At 69.5% G+C, this 17,227-nt stretch carries 16 protein-coding genes; 8 read left to right on the top strand and 8 right to left on the bottom strand.

All coding sequences use genetic code 11. From position 1 onward, the window contains the following. Positions 1–72 precede the first annotated feature (72 nt). Together AC5Y4Q_RS10500 and AC5Y4Q_RS10495 are read left to right on the top strand one after the other, a co-directional pair. Positions 73–2,346 (top strand): MMPL family transporter, encoded by a 2,274-nt coding sequence (locus AC5Y4Q_RS10500; RefSeq protein ID WP_125225429.1) that lies wholly within the window; start codon positions 73–75, stop codon positions 2,344–2,346. 35 nt (positions 2,347–2,381) lie between these two features. Beyond that, positions 2,382–3,230, top strand: a complete 849-nt coding sequence (locus AC5Y4Q_RS10495; protein WP_125225428.1) for a class I SAM-dependent methyltransferase — start codon at positions 2,382–2,384, stop codon at positions 3,228–3,230. A 6-nt stretch (positions 3,231–3,236) separates the two neighbouring features. Here AC5Y4Q_RS10495 and AC5Y4Q_RS10490 read toward each other — a convergent pair whose 3' ends face one another. Then, complete coding sequence (locus AC5Y4Q_RS10490; RefSeq protein WP_125225427.1) at positions 3,237–4,670, bottom strand: protein adenylyltransferase SelO; 1,434 nt, start codon at positions 4,668–4,670, stop codon at positions 3,237–3,239. Positions 4,671–4,859: 189 nt separating this feature from the next. Between AC5Y4Q_RS10490 and AC5Y4Q_RS10485 the strand changes: the two genes are divergently transcribed. From AC5Y4Q_RS10485 to AC5Y4Q_RS10475, 3 genes are read left to right on the top strand one after another with little or no spacing between them, the layout of a single operon-like run. After that, the gene (locus AC5Y4Q_RS10485) at positions 4,860–6,110 is read left to right on the top strand and encodes a DUF4226 domain-containing protein (protein ID WP_125225426.1); all 1,251 of its coding nucleotides are present in this window, start codon (positions 4,860–4,862) and stop codon (positions 6,108–6,110) included. After that, on the top strand, positions 6,107–6,448 hold the full coding sequence (locus AC5Y4Q_RS10480; protein ID WP_064921712.1) for a hypothetical protein: 342 nt from the start codon (positions 6,107–6,109) through the stop codon (positions 6,446–6,448). The genes AC5Y4Q_RS10485 and AC5Y4Q_RS10480 overlap by 4 nt, the downstream gene beginning before the upstream one ends. Then, complete coding sequence (locus AC5Y4Q_RS10475) at positions 6,445–6,753, top strand: hypothetical protein (protein WP_064921711.1); 309 nt, start codon at positions 6,445–6,447, stop codon at positions 6,751–6,753. Before AC5Y4Q_RS10480 ends, AC5Y4Q_RS10475 begins: the two co-directional genes overlap by 4 nt. On the opposite strand, the gene AC5Y4Q_RS10470 is transcribed toward AC5Y4Q_RS10475, so the two are convergent. The 3 genes from AC5Y4Q_RS10470 to AC5Y4Q_RS10460 all read right to left on the bottom strand — a co-directional run bounded on the left by AC5Y4Q_RS10470 (position 6,728) and on the right by AC5Y4Q_RS10460 (position 9,403). After that, positions 6,728–7,501 (bottom strand): hypothetical protein, encoded by a 774-nt coding sequence (locus AC5Y4Q_RS10470; protein ID WP_125225425.1) that lies wholly within the window; start codon positions 7,499–7,501, stop codon positions 6,728–6,730. The two genes, AC5Y4Q_RS10475 and AC5Y4Q_RS10470, sit on opposite strands and share 26 nt — an antisense overlap. 104 nt (positions 7,502–7,605) lie before the next feature. Next, on the bottom strand, positions 7,606–7,899 hold the full coding sequence (locus tag AC5Y4Q_RS10465; protein WP_499958885.1) for a hypothetical protein: 294 nt from the start codon (positions 7,897–7,899) through the stop codon (positions 7,606–7,608). A gap of 481 nt (positions 7,900–8,380) precedes the next feature. After that, a complete protein-coding gene (locus AC5Y4Q_RS10460) occupies positions 8,381–9,403 on the bottom strand; it encodes an ADP-ribosylglycohydrolase family protein (RefSeq protein ID WP_499958883.1) in 1,023 nt (340 codons plus the stop codon). Between the two features lie 106 nt (positions 9,404–9,509). Here AC5Y4Q_RS10460 and AC5Y4Q_RS10455 point away from each other — a divergent pair, with 106 nt between their 5' ends. From AC5Y4Q_RS10455 to AC5Y4Q_RS10445, 3 genes are all read left to right on the top strand, one after another. Continuing rightward, positions 9,510–10,187 (top strand): ankyrin repeat domain-containing protein, encoded by a 678-nt coding sequence (locus AC5Y4Q_RS10455; protein ID WP_499958881.1) that lies wholly within the window; start codon positions 9,510–9,512, stop codon positions 10,185–10,187. A 21-nt stretch (positions 10,188–10,208) separates the two neighbouring features. Continuing rightward, the gene (locus AC5Y4Q_RS10450) at positions 10,209–11,084 is read left to right on the top strand and encodes an oxidoreductase (protein WP_499958879.1); all 876 of its coding nucleotides are present in this window, start codon (positions 10,209–10,211) and stop codon (positions 11,082–11,084) included. Between the two features lie 282 nt (positions 11,085–11,366). Beyond that, positions 11,367–13,733: a lysylphosphatidylglycerol synthase transmembrane domain-containing protein gene (locus tag AC5Y4Q_RS10445; protein WP_125225420.1), complete on the top strand. Its 2,367-nt coding sequence runs from the start codon at positions 11,367–11,369 to the stop codon at positions 13,731–13,733. Here AC5Y4Q_RS10445 and AC5Y4Q_RS10440 read toward each other — a convergent pair. Genes AC5Y4Q_RS10440 through AC5Y4Q_RS10425 form a run of 4 tightly spaced genes read right to left on the bottom strand, consistent with a single transcriptional unit; the run spans position 13,730 to position 17,183 of the window. Continuing rightward, positions 13,730–14,809, bottom strand: a complete 1,080-nt coding sequence (locus AC5Y4Q_RS10440; RefSeq protein ID WP_499958877.1) for a galactokinase — start codon at positions 14,807–14,809, stop codon at positions 13,730–13,732. The genes AC5Y4Q_RS10445 and AC5Y4Q_RS10440 overlap by 4 nt on opposite strands. Further along, positions 14,806–15,900, bottom strand: a complete 1,095-nt coding sequence (gene galT, locus AC5Y4Q_RS10435) for a galactose-1-phosphate uridylyltransferase (RefSeq protein ID WP_499958875.1) — start codon at positions 15,898–15,900, stop codon at positions 14,806–14,808. The genes AC5Y4Q_RS10440 and galT overlap by 4 nt, the downstream gene beginning before the upstream one ends. Further along, the gene (locus tag AC5Y4Q_RS10430; RefSeq protein ID WP_499958873.1) at positions 15,897–16,373 is read right to left on the bottom strand and encodes a DUF309 domain-containing protein; all 477 of its coding nucleotides are present in this window, start codon (positions 16,371–16,373) and stop codon (positions 15,897–15,899) included. The genes galT and AC5Y4Q_RS10430 overlap by 4 nt, the downstream gene beginning before the upstream one ends. A 21-nt stretch (positions 16,374–16,394) precedes the next feature. After that, complete coding sequence (locus AC5Y4Q_RS10425) at positions 16,395–17,183, bottom strand: class I SAM-dependent methyltransferase (protein WP_125225417.1); 789 nt, start codon at positions 17,181–17,183, stop codon at positions 16,395–16,397. Between the last annotated feature and the right edge of the window lie 44 nt (positions 17,184–17,227).

Below are 17,227 nucleotides of genomic sequence, written 5' to 3'. Positions count from 1 at the left end.
CGATTCGTGTCACTGTTCGGTGGGGGTGCCAGCGGCACCTCTCGTCGACCATTTCGGCGGAAGGTTGCTGACGTGCTGCACCGGATCGCACTGCTGGCCCTCGCCGTTCCGCGACGCGTCCTCGCCGGGGCCGCCGTGGTGCTGATCGCCGCCGCGGTCTTCGGCATCCCGGTGGCCGACAAGCTGTCCGCGGGCGGCTTCCAAGACCCCACCTCCGAGTCGGCCCAGGCCACCCGGACCTTGACCGACCGGTTCGGCCAAAGCGACCAGCAGCTGCTGCTCCAGGTCAGTGCACCCGGTGGCGCCACCACCGAACCCGCCCGCACGGTCGGCACCGAAATCGCCGAGCAGCTGCAACGCTCGCCGTTCGTCTACAACGTCACCTCGCCGTGGGCCGGGCCGGCGTCGGCCACCTCCCGGCTGCTCAGCACCGACGGTGCTTCCGGGCTGATCGTGGCCAACCTCAAAGGCGGCGAGAACGACGCCCAGAAATATGCCCGCATCCTGGCCGATCAGCTCGCCCACGACCGCGACGGGGTCACGGTGCGCGCCGGCGGCGGCGCGATGGTGTACGCGCAGATCAACCACCAAAACGAACACGACCTGCTGCTGATGGAGTCGATCGCGATCCCGCTGAGTTTCGCAGTGCTGGTGTGGGTGTTCGGCGGCCTGCTGGCCGCGGCGCTGCCGATAGCGCTGGGTGGGCTGGCGATCGTCGGGGCGATGGCAGTGATGCGGTTGACCACGCTGGTCACCGACGTCTCGATCTTCGCCCTGAACCTCAGCACCGCGATGGGCCTGGCGCTGGCGATCGACTACACACTGCTGATCATCAGTCGCTACCGCGATGAGCTGGCCGACGGTGTTAGCCCGGATCGGGCTCTGATCGCGACCATGACCACCGCCGGTCGCACCGTGCTGTTCTCGGCATGCACGGTCGCGCTGTCGATGGCGGTCATGGTGCTGTTTCCGATGTACTTTCTGAAGTCGTTCGCCTACGCCGGGGTGGCGACGGTGACCTTCGTGGCGCTCGCGGCGATCGTGGTGACCCCGGCGGCGATCGCGATGCTGGGCCCGCGCCTGGACGCACTCGACGTGCGCCGGCCCGCCCGCCGGCTGTTGCGCCGGCCTGCGCCGCCCGTGCACCCGGTCAAGCTGGGGTTCTGGTACCGGTCAACGAAATTCGTGACACGACGCGCGGTGCCGATCGGCCTAACGGTGGTGACGGTCCTGGTGGCGGTCGGGTTGCCGTTCCTCGCGGTGAAATGGGGTTACCCCGATGACCGGGTGCTGCCGCGGTCGGCGTCGGCGCATCAGGTCGGTGACGCGCTACGCCATGAGTTCGCCGACGACTCCGACCGGGCGGTGCCGATCGTCGTTCCCGACCTGCACGGCGTGCCGGCCGACGAGCTCAGCCGCTACGCCGCGGCGCTGTCCCGGGTGCCCGACGTCTCGTCGGTGTCGGCTCCGACCGGCACCTTTGTCGGTGGTGTCCGGGTCGGTGAACCCGCTGCGGCCACCGGAATCGACCCGGACACCGCGTTTTTGACGGTCGCCAGCACCGCGCCGCTGTTCTCGCAGCGCTCTGACACCCAGCTCGACAACCTGCACCGGGTGCCCGCGCCGGGCGACCGGCCGGTGCAGCTGGCCGGGTTGGCGCAGATCAACCGCGACAGCGTGCGCGCGATCACCGACCGGCTGCCGGTGGTGCTGGGCCTGATCGCGGCGATCATGTTCACGCTGCTGTTCCTGCTCACCGGCAGCGTGGTGCTGCCGGTCAAGGCCCTGATCCTCAATGTGTTGTCGCTGGTTGCCGCGTTCGGTGCGCTGGTCTGGATATTTCAGGACGGGCATCTGTGGGCATTGGGGACAACGCCCACCGGGACGTTGGTGGCCAACATGCCGGTGTTGCTGTTCTGCATCGCGTTCGGGCTGTCGATGGACTACGAGGTGTTCCTGGTGTCCCGCATCCGGGAGTACTGGCTGGCGTCGGGGCGTACTCGCGCCGACAACGACGAGAGCGTGTCGCTGGGCGTGGCCCGGACCGCGCGGGTGATCACCGCCGCGGCACTGGTGATGTCGATCTCGTTCGCCGCGTTGATCGCTGCGCAGGTGTCGTTCATGCGGATGCTCGGCCTGGGCCTGACGCTGGCGGTGTTGGTGGATGCCACCCTGGTTCGGATGGTGTTGGTCCCGGCGTTCATGCATGTGATGGGCCGGTGGAACTGGTGGGCACCCGCGCCGCTGGCGTGGCTGGCCCGCCGGTTCGAGATCCGGGAAAGCAGTTCGACGGGGCGGCATCGTTGGCCCCGCCAGGCACCCGCACCAGCGTTTCCACCGGGGTGAGATCGCCGCCACCGGCGGCGCCTACGCTGACCGTCATGGCGAACGAGGAACAGCAGCAGGCGTGGGCTGCGCAGGGCATCGACTGGGTGGACAACGCGGCGATCTTCGATGCGGTACTGGCGCCGTTCGCTGACGCGGTGCTGCAGGCCGCCGATATCGGCGCCGGTGCGCGGGTGCTCGACATCGGTTGTGGCTCAGGGACGCTGCTGCAGCGTGCGGCGGCGCTCGGAGCGATCCCGTTCGGCGTCGACATCTCCGAGCCGATGGTGCAGGCCGCACGCCGTCGGGTGCCGACGGCCACGGTGTCGCTCGGTGACGCCCAGACCCTCGCCCTGCGGCCGGCCACCGGCGAGGCCTTCGACCGGGTCGTCTCGCGGTTCGGGGTGATGTTCTTCGACGACCCGGTGGCTGCGTTCGCCAACATCCGCGACGCAGCGGCGCCGGGCGCCCGGCTGGCGTTCGTGTGCTGGCGGGAAGGCGACAACCCGATGTTCACCGCGGGCGTCGACATCCTGGCCGATCGGCTTGAAACACCACCCGCCAAACCCGATCCCGACGCGCCTGGTCCGCTGGCCTTCGGCAACGCCGAGCGGGTGCGCGCCATTCTGGCCGGCGCCGGCTGGAGCGACGTCACGGTGACGGCCTTCGACGGGATCTGCGACTTCGGCATCGACGGCAGCGACGGCGTCGAGGAGCGCCTGAGCCTGATCCTGTCCAATTCCACCGGCCGCCAGGCCCGCGCCGAGCTGCCGGACCGACTCGGCACGGACGGCTGGGCCGCGGTCATCGAGGAGCTGCGTGACGAGCTGCGCCGTCACCGTGTCGACGGTGTGGTGAGGTTCCCGGGCCGCACCTGGGTGGTCACCGCGGTCAATCCAGGCTGAGCGCCGTCACGTCCCGCAGAACGTCCGATACCCACCGAACTCCGGTGGCGCCGGCGCGGCATAGTCCTGAAGGCCGTCGCGCTCCCGGCACGGCTCGGCGAGCACCTCCAACAGCTGCTGCACCGGGGCAAGATCCCCGCGCATCGCCACGGTCAGCGCCTGCTCCACCAGGTGGTTGCGCGGAATGTAGATCGGATTGACCCGGTCCATCGCCTCGACGTTGGGGCCCAACGCCCGCCAGCGGGTCAGCCAGTCACCAAAGACGTTGCCCGGCAACGACTCTTCACCGCGACCCGCGGCGCTCAGCGCCCGGAAGAACGAGGTGTAGTCGACGGCGTGCTCGCTCATCAGCGCCAGCGCCTGATCGATCACGCCGGCGGCCTCCATACTCTTGGACAGCCCGAACTTGGCCAGCATCCCAGCCGACCAGAATCCGTGATAGCGCGGCATGAACCCTTCCAGGATCTCCACCGCTACGTTGAGGGCCTGGTCTTCGTCGTCGTCGAACAGCGGCAACAGGGTCTCGGCGAACCGGGCCAGATTCCATTGCATGACCAGGGGTTGGTTGCCGTAGGCGTAGCGCCCGGCATGGTCGATGGAGCTGAACACGGTGGCCGGGTCGTAGGCCTCCATGAACGCACACGGCCCGTAGTCGATCGTCTCCCCGGAGATCGTGGTGTTGTCGGTGTTCATCACGCCGTGCACGAAGCCGACCAGCATCCACTGCGCCACCAGCGACGCCTGGGCCTCGGCCACTGCGGCAAACAATGCGATGTAAGGGTTTTCGGCCTGCGCGGCGGCCGGGTGATGCCGTGCGATGGCGTGATCGGCCAGCCGGCGCAGCAGGGTGAGATCGCCGGTGGCGCGGGCCTGCTGGGCGACGAGCTGAAACGTGCCCACCCGCAGGTGGCTGGCCGCGACCCGGGCCAGCACCGCGCCGGGCAGCAGTCCCTCGCGCTGCACCTGCCGGCCGGTGGCCACCACCGCCAGCGAGCGGGTGGTGGGGATGCCCAGGGCGTGCATGGCCTCGCTGATCAGGTACTCGCGCAGCATCGGGCCGACCACCGCCAGCCCGTCACCACCCCGGGCGAACGACGTGCGCCCGGAACCCTTGAGGGTCAGGTCGCGCTGGTGGCCGTTGCGGTCGGTGAGTTCGCCGAGCAACAGGGCCCGGCCGTCGCCGAGCAGGGGGACATAGTTGCCGAACTGGTGTCCGGCGTAGGCCTGCGCCACCGGAGTCGCGCCGTCGGGAACCGTCGTCCCGGTCAGCAGACCGAGACCGTCCGGGCCGCGTAGCCACTGCGGGTCCAGGCCCAGGTCGCTGGCGAGCGCCTCGTTGAGCACCAGCAGCTGCGGCTGCGGTGGGGTCTCGGCCTGCCAGCGCACCGAGAGCTCCGGAAAGTCGCGGGCGAAGTCGGCGGTCAGGTCCGGGAGCGGCATATCCGCCAGCCTACGGGTTTCGCGGCTGGTGCTGTCGTGGCCGCAATTGGCGGTCCGACGACGGCCTTCACCGTCCCATGCGCCACATCTGTACCCGGTGAGTTGGTATGTGTGATGTCGGAAATCGTCAAGGACTGAGCGCCACGGGGTGAATACCCGCGCGGGCGCCGCTGCGTTAACCTCCCGAATATGCCAGCGGAGACCGGCGCCCACGCCGACGCGGCGCGCGCCCGAGAGGCCGTGCTGGTGCGGCGCCTGCATACCTCCGTGGCCACCGACCGGGCCTTTGCGGCGACGCTGCACGACGCCTACCGGATGGCGCTGGCCGGCCGAAAGCGGTTGGACGCCATCGAGGCCGAGATCCGCGGTGTCCTGGCCGACCAGCGTGCGCTGGCGTTGGACACCCCGGCGGGCGCCCGCCAGTTCCAGCGGTTCCTGACCGCCAAGACCCGCGACATTCTCACCGTAATCACCGACGCCGCCGCCGACAGCGCGCAGAAGGCAGCCCTGCTGCGATCACTCGGCGGTGGGTATGCAGTCGACAAACCGCACCGACCGGAGATCCAGGCCGTCGACCACACCGTCAAACGGTCCCCCGCCTCCGGCGACGAGCGTCGGCAGAATCAGATCGACGCCTTCCGCGAGGTCTTTGGCCGCGATCCGGTGTCGACCTCCGACTGGACGACAGCCGCGGCACTGGACTCGCACACCTACGACCCGAAGTTCCAGGGTGTGGAGTCCGAGGTCCGCGTGGCCCGGATCGAGCCGGTGCCCGGGCAGGGAGTGGTGCGGGCGTCGCAGTGGATTGAGCAACCCTGGGTCAGAGGTGGCCGGAGCTCACGCGACGCCGGTAACGGCAGACGCCCCGACGCGCGCTTCGATCCCGAGGACACCAAGGTCACCACCTATATCGACTTCGACAACGGCATCGTCGTGATGCGCCAGAACCCGTCGGTCGAACTCCGCCCCGATGGCTCCTCGGTGCGGGTGAAATGCGGTGCGCCACAAGGCAGCGTCATGCAAGCTCCCGACGGGTCGGTACGGATCAAATACGATGCCGGCAACCCACTCGTCCCCAGCTTCACCACCGACCGAACCGGACCTCTCAACGACCACCGGTTGAGCGTCAACGGCGACTTGGTCTTCGCCCCGGGCTCGGGCGGCGTGCACGTCGACGGCACGCGCACCGATTACCCCTCGTTGGAGGTCTACCAAGACCTGCCCAACGGCGGCGCTCGGACGGTATTGATCGACCCCGCGCGGTCGGGAGGGAGCACCGGGCCGCTGTTCAATCTGCCCTTCCATCACGAGGTCGGGCTGGGTAGTTTCGTCTTCGACCAGTTCGACACCGAAGCAGCAACCGATTTCGGGCCGAGGTATTCGCCGCCGTCGGTACCGACATCGTCACCGTTCAACAAGAGCAACGGAGCGCTGCCATGACCACCAAGAGGAGCGAGAGCGACCTCGACGTGTGGCGCCGCGCCACCTGGCTGATACCGGTCGCCATCCAGCCGACCTTGGCGCTGCTGGCCGTCGTCACCTCGCTGCTGACGGACCGGCTGCTGGGCCCGGATCTGGGTTTCCGAGCGGTCGTCTTGATCGCCACGGCTATCACGACCGCAGTGTCGGCGGCGATCGGCGTAGCGCTGACGCCGTCGGCGTCGGTGCGCCGCCGGGCTTTCGGGTTCAGTCTTGTGGGGTCGGGGTTGGCGGTCTTGATCGGCGCGACCACCTACGCACTGTTCCTGATGTTGCCGTCGGATGCCGCGGTGCGATGACAACTCCGCAGAGCTCGCAGCGCTCGGCCCGCTATGGCCCGTACGGCTTCGTCGCCGCGGTGGTGACCATCGCGGTCGTCGAGACTGCGACGTGGGCGTGGTTTCCCTATTGGATCATCGAGCTGTTCTTCTTCGGCGTGGCAACAGTCATATTGGGGTCGGCGGGACTGTTCCTGCGCGAAATGCCAGGGGAACAAGGCGAAGTTGGCCGAGGAATCCTCATCGGCCTTCTCGCCACTCCCCTGACGGTCGCCCTGACCGTCATCCCGACGTTCGTGGTCACCCAGCTACTGCATCTGGCCTGAAGTCACCGGCGCGGCCCGGATCGTCGTACTTGCCGGTGAGCAGCTTCGACACGGTAGCCGGCTTCCAGTGCCGGCCGGTCGGAGTGCGCTGCCCCGCCGAGTTCAGCACCCGCGCGGTGGCCGCCTGGGTGACACCGCAGCCGTACACCAGCCAGCTCGCGTAGGACTTGAGCAGCCGCTTGCGCTGCGGCCACGGCACCGACGGTGGCGGCAGCACCGGGGGCAGCGAGTGTGCCGCTGTAGTACCGCGATCCGGCAGTCTCCGCACCGCCGGTGTGGCAGCGGTCTTGGCCAGCGCCAGCTCGATCTCACGGCTCAGACTCGTGACCCCGGCCGCCGCCAGCGCCGCACGGTCGAGCTCGTCGACGGCCTGGACCTCCAGCCGCAGCGCCTGGTCGATCTCGCTGATTCCGCCGTCGGTGGGCACCCGGAAAAGCTCCCGGTAAACCAGCAGGTTCAGGCCGTGGCGCTGCAGCACCAGGCTGAGCCGTCGCAAGTGCTGCTCGCGCAGGAAGTCCGGGCCCGGAAATGGCACCCAGATGTCGATCCGGCCGGCGATGGCGCGGCTCAGTGCGTCGACGACGGCCTCGACCTGGGTCAGGTCGTGTGCGCGGGCGGCCGCCCCGTCGTCGAATCCGAAGGTGTCGACGATGGTGTAGCCCCGCTCGCCGGCGTCGGTGGCCAGGTCGCCGCGGTGGGCCGCGGTGTCACGGTCTCCGAGCAGAATGACGGGTGTGGAGTGCGGCATCGATACCTCCCGATTTGTCAAGCCCCCGTGGGGAAGTGCTGGTGAAAGGAATGTATCGGCGGCCACCGACAAGTTCTGCCGGCCGGCTACCCGGGGGTAGCCGCTCACTCCTCCCGTTCCCCGGCGTTCCACTCGCGGGCGACGGCACGCAACTCGGTGCGCACCGCGGAGCGGCGGCGCTCCGGGCGGTGATGGCAGTGGCACATCCAGCAGCTGCACACGTTCGTTCCGGTGTAGACGAATTCCCGGTAGCAGCGCCCGATACGGCCGATCGACCAGCCGGGATCGGGCGCAGGCAGATCGCAGTCGAAACCACCGCAGGCATGTACAGCGCAAACGCGGACTTCACGGCGGGCGAGGCGGACGCGGTAGGGGCTGTGGGCATCGGTGCGGGACACAACGGTCTCCTCGGGCAGGGTAGCCCCCGCCGAGCCCACGGTTGGTCCGCGGGGCGGGGGCTACGGCATGAGCGGCAGACCGCCGGCCGGGAACAGCGCGTGCATGAGAAGGGATCGTACGAGGAGGGGAGTGCCCCATTGTCGGGAGGCAGCCCAAGTCACGAAGCCTCCTCGGGGAATTCGGGAGTCCGCTCCGACCGGCGGCGGCGTTCTTCGACAGCACGACGGTCACGAGTGTTGTGCGCCCGGTAGTAGGACGATGGCAGTGGGCATCCAGCCATTCCGTAATGCTTGTACTCTTCGCCCGGGTAATACTCTCGCGGAGGTTGCGGCTCCTCGATCCATCCCTTTTCGGCGCTCATCGCTGCCCCGGCGCCAACCGCCGCAGCACCTGCCGGAAGTAGCCAACTGGTGACGAATCCCGCAGCGCCGCAGACAGATCCGCCAATGCTTCATCGCCGCCGGCGCCCTGCCTTCGGGTCTACGGAAAGCCGCGATGGCTGTCGTCGAACCCATCGGGTGCGCCCTTGGCCAGGATCCGGTCCACCAGCTGGATCAGGCCGCGCGCCCGCAGGCCCGGCCAGCCGCCGAGCAGCAGCCGCCACTGCGCCGGCACCGCCGACGCCCCGTAAACCGCGCCGAGTAGCCCGCCGGCGATCGCGGCGACCGTGTCGGTGTCGCCGCCGCCGCGCACCGCGGCCTCCAACGCCAGCCGCAGCTGATCGGCGCGACACACTCCGGCGGCGGGATCCTCCTCGGGAACCGCGGTCCCGGTGATCGCCGACCACGCGCCCTGCAAGGCGGCGACCACCCACCCGTTGTTGGATGAAAAAGTGCTCGGGTCAGTGTTTTCCGCCTCGTCGAGACGCTCGCTCCACAGCGATCGAGGCTCGGCGCCGAGGTGCCCCAACCCGATCCGCACATCGAGCTGCCCGGTCAGCACGCCGTGGCGGATCGCGGTGCACCACAGCACGCACGCATCCCCGGCATCGGGGTCGTAGTGGGTGAGCTCGCTGACTGCGCGGGCGGCGGCGACCAGCCCGGCCTCGTCATCGAGGTAGGCCAACGCCACCGGCGCGGTACGCATCAGCGAGCCGTTGCCGGCGCTGCGGCCGGTGTGCTCGTGCAGCGCCACGGACTCCTGCCACGCGCTTCGTGCACCGATGCCGCGCCGCGCCGCCGCCGAGAGCACCGAGCGGGTCTGCACGCCGACGTCTTTGGCGGTCGTCGACCACTCATGCCAGCGCCGGACCACGACATCCAGCGCCGCCTCGTCGCGCAGGTCGGCGCCGGTGGCGGCGACCTCGGCGATCGCAATGGCCATGGCGGTGTCATCGGTCCACTCACCGGGCCGAAACGGGCCGAGCCCGCCGCCGATCATGCCGACCGGCTCGCCCGGACCGCGCGGGGGATCGAATTCGTAGCCAGCGCCCAGGGCATCCCCGGCGGCGGTGCCCAGCAGTGCCCCGCAGGCTCGATCACGCTGTGCAGCAGTAAAGTCCATGGCAATCCCCTTTCGCCTGCGTCAGGGTATCGGCGACCACCGACAGCGTCGGGCCGCTCGACGTCGCCGACGGGCTTTGTCGGCAGCCGTCGCTAAGTTCACCGATATGGACGAACCACCCCTAGATTGGCCCGGCGTGCTGGAACCTTCGCTTTTGCCGAAGGATGCCATCACGGCCGGGCATCGACTGGCCGATGCGGCCGAAGCCGGCGACTGGCCGGCGCTGTTCGATCTGTTAGATGCCACACCGGCGCTCAGCGTCAACCAGGGGCGGCCAGGTGGTCCGGAGTGGCTTACCCCGTTACACCAGGCTGCCCGCCACGGTGCACCGGCGAAAACCATTGCGGCGCTGCTTGATCGCGGCGCACTGCGCTCTCTGCGCGACGCCCGGGGATTCACGGCAAGCGACATCGCCGACGACGCCGGGCACCCGCCGGCGCTGAGTTCCCAACTGGCCCCGCCGCAGTCGCCGCTGTCGGCCGAGCGGATCCGTCGCCTCGATGCCAACCTGGAGTGGGCAATCGACGGTCTCCTCCGCACCGCACAACTCTTCGAGGGCTGCAGCGACCACGACCTGCGCACCATGCTGCGCTATCCCCCGGTGGCGGTGCTGCACGAGGCGCCCGGCCGGTCGGTGCGCTTTGTGATCCCGGGGCTACCCGGCGGAATCCGGGTCACGCTGCGGTGCGGCTACCTGGAGGCCGTGAGCGGAGTCCGGCCCAACGACCAGACGCAGGTGATCACCCATCGGGGCGTGGTGCTGACCACCGAAGGCCGCACCTGAGGGTCGCGTAACGTGACTGCCATGGCTTTCCGACTCGCCGACACACCCGACCAGCACGGCCGCACCTTCGTGGTGACCGGCGCCAACGGCGGACTGGGCGAGGTCGTCACCCGCACCCTGGCCGCCAAGGGCGCCACCGTGGTGATGGCCTGCCGCAACACCGCCAAGGCCCAGCAGATCGCCGACGGCATCACCGGCGACGTCACGGTGGCGGCGCTGGACCTGGGCAGCCTGGCCTCGGTGCGCGACTTCGCCGCCCAGCAGGGCAGCTTCGATGTGCTGGTCAACAACGCCGGGATCATGAACATCCCGATGCGCCGCACCGTCGACGGCTTCGAGATGCAGTTCGGCGTCAACCACCTCGGCCACTTCGCGCTGACCGGCCTGCTGCTGGACCGGATCGGCGACCGGGTGGTGACGGTGTCGAGCATCGCGCACAAGCAGACCCCGAAATTCTGGATCGACGACCTCAACTACTCCCACCGCTTCTATCAGCGCAACCTGGCCTACGCCCAGTCCAAGCTGGCCAACCTGATGTTCGCCCGCGAACTGCAGCGCCGGCTGATCGCCGCCGGCTCGCCGCTGCGCTCCTACGCCGTGCACCCGGGTGTGTCGGACACCGAGCTGTTCGACAACGACAAGACGCTGCCCGGTCTGGTCACCAAGTACAGCCTGGCGCTGATCGGCCAGGCCCCCGAGCGGGCCGCCGAATCGATCGTGCTGGCCGCCACCGTCCCCGACGCCGACCCGGACACCTACTGGGGGCCGACCAAGCTCAACCAGGCCCGCGGCCCGGTCGGGGCGTGCCCGTCGAGCAAGCTGTCGCGCGACCAGCGGCTGTGGCGTCGGCTGTGGGAGGAATCGGAGCAGATGACCGGGGTCCACTACCCGCTCTGACCCGGCCTCGGGGATACGGGGTTGCGCCCGCCTTTGCGCGACAACTGACGTTATGTCGGGTACCGCCCGGCGGCATGGCATCAGGCGGGTCAACGCGACCCGATTTGTCGCTACAAGCCGGGCACACACCACACCCCCGTCCACCGGTGACAGCTGTGGCAGACGGGACTCAGACCCGGTGACGCGGCGACCGGGCGCGCAGCAAATTAGCCCCGCACCCCAGCTCACCGGTTAAGTTGTGGCGAGCCGCAATCGACGGCACCAGATGAACCGAAAGTGATCATGCGAGTTGAGGGACGCGAGGTCGCCGTCACCGGCAACCTGCTGCAGCCGCTGACCCGACGCACCAACGACATCCTGCGTCTGGCGCTGGCGACCCTGTTCCTCGCGACCGTCATCACCAGCTCCCTGGTCACCCGCTACGAGTGGGTATCGCTGGAACGCTCGGTCTCCCAGATCGTCGGGGTGCTCTCCCCCACCCACGCCAACCAGGTCTACCTGGCCTACGGCATCGCGATCGTGGTGCTGCCGTTTGCAATCCTGATCGGCCTGGTGGTCTCCCGGCAATGGAAACTGCTCGGCGCCTACGCGGTCGCCGGGCTGCTCGCGGTGGCGTCGCTGTCGATCCGCAGTAACGGATTGGCCGCGCCGCGCTGGCACTTCGACCTGTCCGAACGGCTGGCCACCACGCTGGCCCAGTTCCTCGACGACCCGCGGTGGATCGCCATGCTGGCCGCGATGCTCACCGTCTCCGGGCCGTGGCTACCGGCCCGCTGGCGCCGTTGGTGGTGGGCGCTGCTGTTGGCGTTCGTGCCGATCCATCTGGTGGTCAGCGCCATTGTGCCGGCTCGCTCGCTGCTCGGCCTGGCCGTCGGCTGGTTCGTCGGCGCCCTGGTGATCCTGATCGTCGGCACCCCCGCCCTGGAGGTGCCGCTGGACGGCACCGTGCGCACCCTGGCCCGCCGCGGCTGCACCATCACCGAGCTCACCGTGGTCCGCCCAGCCGGCCGCGGCCCGCTGGTGCTGTCCACCGTCGGCAGACACCCGGCGATCATCGAGCTGTACGGACCGAACCAGCGCAGCGGCGGCGCACTGCGTCAGCTCTGGCGCAAACTGCGGCTGCGCACCACCGAGACGGCGCCGCTGCACGCCTCGCTGCACCGCGCCGTCGAGCATCGCGCGCTGATGGCGATCGCCATCGCCGAGTCCGGCGTCGCCAACACCGACACCGTCGCGGTGGCCTCACTGGACCGGGGCTGGACGCTGTACGCGCACACCCCGCCGCGCGGCGTGCCGATCGCCGAATGCGCCGCCAGCACGCCGGTGGGCAAACCGTGGGAGGCGTTGCGGCGGCTGCATGACCAGCAGATCTCCCACGGCGATCTGCGCGCCAAGGAGATGACGGTCGACGGCGACCGGGTGCTGTTCGGCGGGTTCGGCAACGCCGAGTACGGCGCCACCGACACCCAGCTGCAGTCCGATATCGCCCAGTTGCTGGTGACGACGTCCTCGTTGTACGACGCGTCGGCGGCGGTGGCCGCGGCCATCGAGCATTTCGGCCGCACCGCGGTGTTGGCCGCCTCCCGCCGCCTCACCAAATCGGCGGTGCCGTCGCGGCTCCGCAAGGCGGTGCCCGACGTCGGCGCAGTGATCGCGGCCGCCCGCGAAGAGGTCAAGCGGCAGACCAACACCGACGAGATCCACACCAAGACCATCACCCGGTTCACCCGCAGCCAGCTCATCCAGTTGGTGCTGCTGGTCGGACTGGTCTACGTCGCCTATCCGTTCATCAGCCAAGTGCCGACGTTCTTTTCCCAACTGCGGCACGCGAACTGGTCGTGGGCGTTGCTGGGGCTGATCGTGTCGTCGCTGACCTATGTCGGTGCCGCCGGTGCCTTGTGGGCCTGCGTCAACGGCTTGGTGAGCTTCCGCAATCTGGCGATCATGCAGGTGGCCAACACGTTCGCCGCCACCACCACCCCGGCCGGTGTGGGCGGATTGGCGTTGAGCACCCGGTTTTTGGTCAAGGGCGGGCTGAGCACACTGCGGGCCACCGCGGCGGTCGCGTTGCAGCAGTCGGTGCAGGTGATCGTGCACGTGATCCTGCTGATCGTCTTCACCACCGCCGCGGGCGCCCGAGCGGATCTGTCGCATTTCGTGCCCAGTGCCACCATGCTGTATCTGATCGCCGGTGTGGCGCTGGGCGTGGCGGGCATCTTCTTGCTGGTACCCAACCTGCGCCGGTGGTTGACGACGGCGCTGCGCCCCCGGCTCACCGAGGTCACCGGCGACCTGGTGGAGCTGGCCCGCGAACCCAAACGGCTGGCATTGATCGTGCTGGGCGCGGCCGGCACCACTCTCGGTGCGGCACTGGCCCTGTGGGCCAGCGTGGAGGCCTTCGGCGGCAACACCTCGTTCGTCACCGTGACGGTGGTGACGATGGTCGGCGGCACACTGGCCTCGGCCGCCCCGACGCCCGGCGGGGTCGGCGCGGTGGAGGCCGCCCTGATCGGTGGCTTGGCCGCGTTCGGTGTCCCCGCCGCGCTGGCGGTCCCGTCGGTGCTGCTGTATCGGGTGTTGACCTGCTGGCTGCCGGTGTTCGTCGGCTGGCCGGTGATGCGTTGGCTCACCGAGAACGAGATGATCTAGGCGCCGCCCGCACCCGCGGCCGCATACACCCGGCTGACCTCCGGCTCGGCGTAGCCTGCCCCGATCACCGCAGCGCGCACCGCGTCGCCGACTTTCAGCGTCAGCTCGGCCGGCACCAGCGCGATCACGCACCCGCCGAAGCCGCCGCCGGTCATCCGGGCACCCAACGCCCCGGCGGCCAGTGCAGCATCGACGATCAGATCGAGATGCGCGGTGGTGATCTCGAAGTCGTCGCGCATCGAGGCGTGCGACGCGGTGAGCAGCCGCCCGGCGGCGACGAAATCTGAATCCGAGAGCGCCGCAACGAAATCCAGCACCCGGTCGTTCTCGGTCAGCACGTGGCGGGCCCGGCGCACATCGACCGGGTCGCCGATGGCGTCGAGCACCTCGACGCCGCGGTGCTGCACCTCGCGCAACGATGCCACGCCCAGTGCGGCGGCGGCCCGCTCGCAAGATGCTCGCCGCGCGGCGTACTCCCCGTCGACGTGGCCGTGGCGCTGACCGGAGTCGAACAACAGCAGCGCCACCCCGCAGGCATCGGGGTCAAACGGCACCGGGTGCACCGCCACATCACGGAAGTCGATCAGCAGCGCGGTGCCAACCTCCCCGAACAGCGACGAGAGCTGGTCGAGCAAACCCGTTGGGGCGCCGACGTAGTCGTTCTCGGCGCGCTGCCCGAGACGGGCCTGCTCAAACCGGTTGAGCTGTGCCCCGGACGCCAGCGCACCGAGTACCGCGCATTCCAGGGCCGCCGACGACGACAGACCCGAGCCGATCGGTACGTCGCTGCTGATCGACATGGTGCCTCCCGGCACCGGGAAACCGTTGCCGCGCAATGCCCAGACCACCCCGGCGACATAGGCGGCCCAGCCGGTGACCCCGCCGGGCGCGGTGTCCAGCGGGATACGCACGGCGGCGTCGGCGCGATCGGACCGCACGGTGAGGATGTCGACCTCGGCTGGGGTGAAGGTGACCGTAGTGCGCTGCGGCAGCGCGATCGGCAGCGCGAAACCCCCGTTGTAGTCGGTGTGCTCGCCGATCAGGTTGACCCGGCCCGGCGCGGAGTAGGTGATCACAGCTCACGCAGCCTGGCCGCGACGGACTCGGGGGTGACGTCGGCGATGAACGCGTCCATCGCCGACTCCGAGGCCGCCAGATATTTCAGCTTGGTGGCACTGCGCCGAATCGACATCAACTCGACGTGGAAATACCCCTCGCTCTGCGCCCCATCGATGCGGTATTGGTGCAGGGCGGCCATATAGGGCAGCGGCGCGTCATAAATGCGGTCGAAGCGGCCCAACAGATTTCGGTAGAGCACCGCGAAGTCGTCCAGCTCCGCCTCGGTCAGCTCGGTCAGGTTGTGCACCCGCCGATTCGGATACAGATGCACCTCCACCGGCCAGCGCGCCGCGAACGGCACGAACGCGGTGAACAGCTCGGTGCGCGCCACCACCCGGGCACCGTCAGCCAATTCGGCGGCCAGCAGATCGGCGAACAGATTGCTGCCGTGGTTGTTTCGATGACCGCGGGCCTGATCCAGCATCGTGGCGGTGCGCGGGGTCAGATACGGATAGCCGTAGATCTGGCCGTGCGGGTGGGCCAGCGTCACCCCGATCTCTTCGCCGCGGTTCTCGAAGCAGAACACCTGCTCAACGCCGGGCTGCGCCAACAGGTCGGCGGTGCGGTGCCGCCAGGCCTGCACCACCAGCCGGGCGTGTGCGGCCGGCAGGTCGGCGAACGAACCGGTGTGATCGGCCGAGAAGCAGATCACCTCGCAGCGGCCGATGCCGGGCTTGGACACAAAGTCGGCGCCGATTCCGGCACTGTGCGCCGGCGTCGCAAGACTCGGCCCCGTCCCGGCCAGGCTGGGGAAGCGGTTCTCAAAGACCACCACGTCGTAGTCGGGCGCGGGCACCTCGCTGGTCAGCCCGGTCGGTCCGGGACACAGCGGACACGCCTCGGCGGGCGGGTGATAGGTGCGGTCCTGGCGCTGCGCGGCGATGATCACCCACTGGCCGGTGGTGCGGTCGAACCGCAGATCAGAAGGTTGGGAGTCGCGTGGTGGCAGCGGCCGGCGGTCCGGCACCGGCGCCGGGGTGTGGCCGGGCAGCGAGAAGAACAACAGGTCGCGGCCGTCGGCGAGCGTCCAGCGCGTCGGGTGGCTCACGCGACCAGCCGCGGATGCAGCCGCTGCGGGGCGATCTCGACGCCGGCCGCCAGATCATCGGCGAGGGTGGTGGCGAACCCCAACAGGCCGGCGAGATCGATCCCGTAGGGCGCCGGGGTGGGCACCGCCGCCAGGTGCTCGGCGCCGCGGCGCAGCAGGCTGACCGCGCCGACGACGTTGCCGCGCTGCACGTGGGTGACCCCGACGGCCAGCTGCGCCAGGCCCTGCCACAGATCACGTTCGGCGTCGGGCCGGTGCTTCCAGGCGGCTTCGAGCACCTCGTGGGCGTTGAACGCCAGACCGTCGTCGAGCAACAGCTGCGCGTAGGCCAGCGTCTGCGCCGGCGGCAGGTCGAGATCGTCGGGAACGCCTTCGACCCCACCCTTGCTGCCGCGCGGCAGCGGCCGGCCCAGCCGATCCCGCGGGCGGGCGTTGCGGGGGCGGCCGGCGTCGTCACGGTCGCGGGTTGTCACCCGTCCATCATCGCAAGTGGGTCAGGCGGCCGGTTTGGCGGCGATCACCTCGATGGCGGCCATGTTGTTGCGGTGCCGGCGGAACGTCGCGCGCATGTTGAGCACCCGGGTCCGCGCGTCGGCGTCGCGCAGCACGTTGAACACGAAGCGCGCCGCCCCGAACAGGCCCTCGTCGGCGATCAGCCGGTGCGGTTCGAGCAGCGCCATCGGCGCATAGGAGATCTTCTCCACCTCAAAGCCGGCCTCGGTGAGCAGCTCCGCCCATTCCGCGGCGGTCAGCGGGCGGGCGTTGACCTTGATGGAGCGGGCCAGCGCGGTGCGGACCTCGTCCTTGACGGCCTCCGGCACGTCGACGGGCTGCAGCACCATTTCGTGGATGGCGTAGCGACCACCCGGGCGCAGCACCCGGAAGGCTTCGCGCATGATCTCGGACTTGTGCGCGTTGGTCTGCATGGTCAGCATCGCCTCACCGATGACGACGTCGGCGCTGGCGGCGTCCAGGCCGGTCTCCGACGCCTCACCGGTGACGACCTTGCCCTTGTCGCCGACCACCGACCGGACCACGCTGGCGGCGTTCGGGTCGGCCTCGACGCCGGTGTAGGTGCCGGGCGTGCGCGCCAGGATCTCTTTTGCGGTGCGCCCCATACCGGGCGCCAGTTCGACGACGTCGGCACCGGACAGTTGCGCATCGGCGAGCATCCGGTGGGTCAACCCGAGACCGCCGGGCCGCAGCACCCGTTTGCCGAGCCGCGCGAACAACCAGTGGCCGGGGAGATCAGCGGTTTTGCGGTCGGGCATCGGAAGCGTCATGCGACGAAGGTTAGCCTTACCAGGGTTGAACCGCTAGAGGACTT

Source organism: Mycobacterium sp. NGS16, from assembly GCF_059813225.1.
The sequence above is the reverse complement of the archived record's forward strand: the minus strand, read 5'-3'. Positions and strand labels throughout refer to the sequence as shown.

Bases quoted from the DNA above. Each gene is read 5' to 3' on its own strand.
- AC5Y4Q_RS10470 (WP_125225425.1), bottom strand. From the start codon at position 7,501: ATGCCGCACTCCACACCCGTCATTCTGCTCGGAGACCGTGACACCGCG.
- AC5Y4Q_RS10490 (WP_125225427.1), bottom strand. From the start codon at position 4,670: ATGCCGCTCCCGGACCTGACCGCCGACTTCGCCCGCGACTTTCCGGAG.
- AC5Y4Q_RS10485 (WP_125225426.1), top strand. From the start codon at position 4,860: ATGCCAGCGGAGACCGGCGCCCACGCCGACGCGGCGCGCGCCCGAGAG.
- AC5Y4Q_RS10425 (WP_125225417.1), bottom strand. From the start codon at position 17,183: ATGACGCTTCCGATGCCCGACCGCAAAACCGCTGATCTCCCCGGCCAC.
- AC5Y4Q_RS10495 (WP_125225428.1), top strand. From the start codon at position 2,382: ATGGCGAACGAGGAACAGCAGCAGGCGTGGGCTGCGCAGGGCATCGAC.
- AC5Y4Q_RS10475 (WP_064921711.1), top strand. From the start codon at position 6,445: ATGACAACTCCGCAGAGCTCGCAGCGCTCGGCCCGCTATGGCCCGTAC.
- AC5Y4Q_RS10460 (WP_499958883.1), bottom strand. From the start codon at position 9,403: ATGGACTTTACTGCTGCACAGCGTGATCGAGCCTGCGGGGCACTGCTG.
- AC5Y4Q_RS10450 (WP_499958879.1), top strand. From the start codon at position 10,209: ATGGCTTTCCGACTCGCCGACACACCCGACCAGCACGGCCGCACCTTC.
- AC5Y4Q_RS10445 (WP_125225420.1), top strand. From the start codon at position 11,367: ATGCGAGTTGAGGGACGCGAGGTCGCCGTCACCGGCAACCTGCTGCAG.
- AC5Y4Q_RS10455 (WP_499958881.1), top strand. From the start codon at position 9,510: ATGGACGAACCACCCCTAGATTGGCCCGGCGTGCTGGAACCTTCGCTT.
- AC5Y4Q_RS10480 (WP_064921712.1), top strand. From the start codon at position 6,107: ATGACCACCAAGAGGAGCGAGAGCGACCTCGACGTGTGGCGCCGCGCC.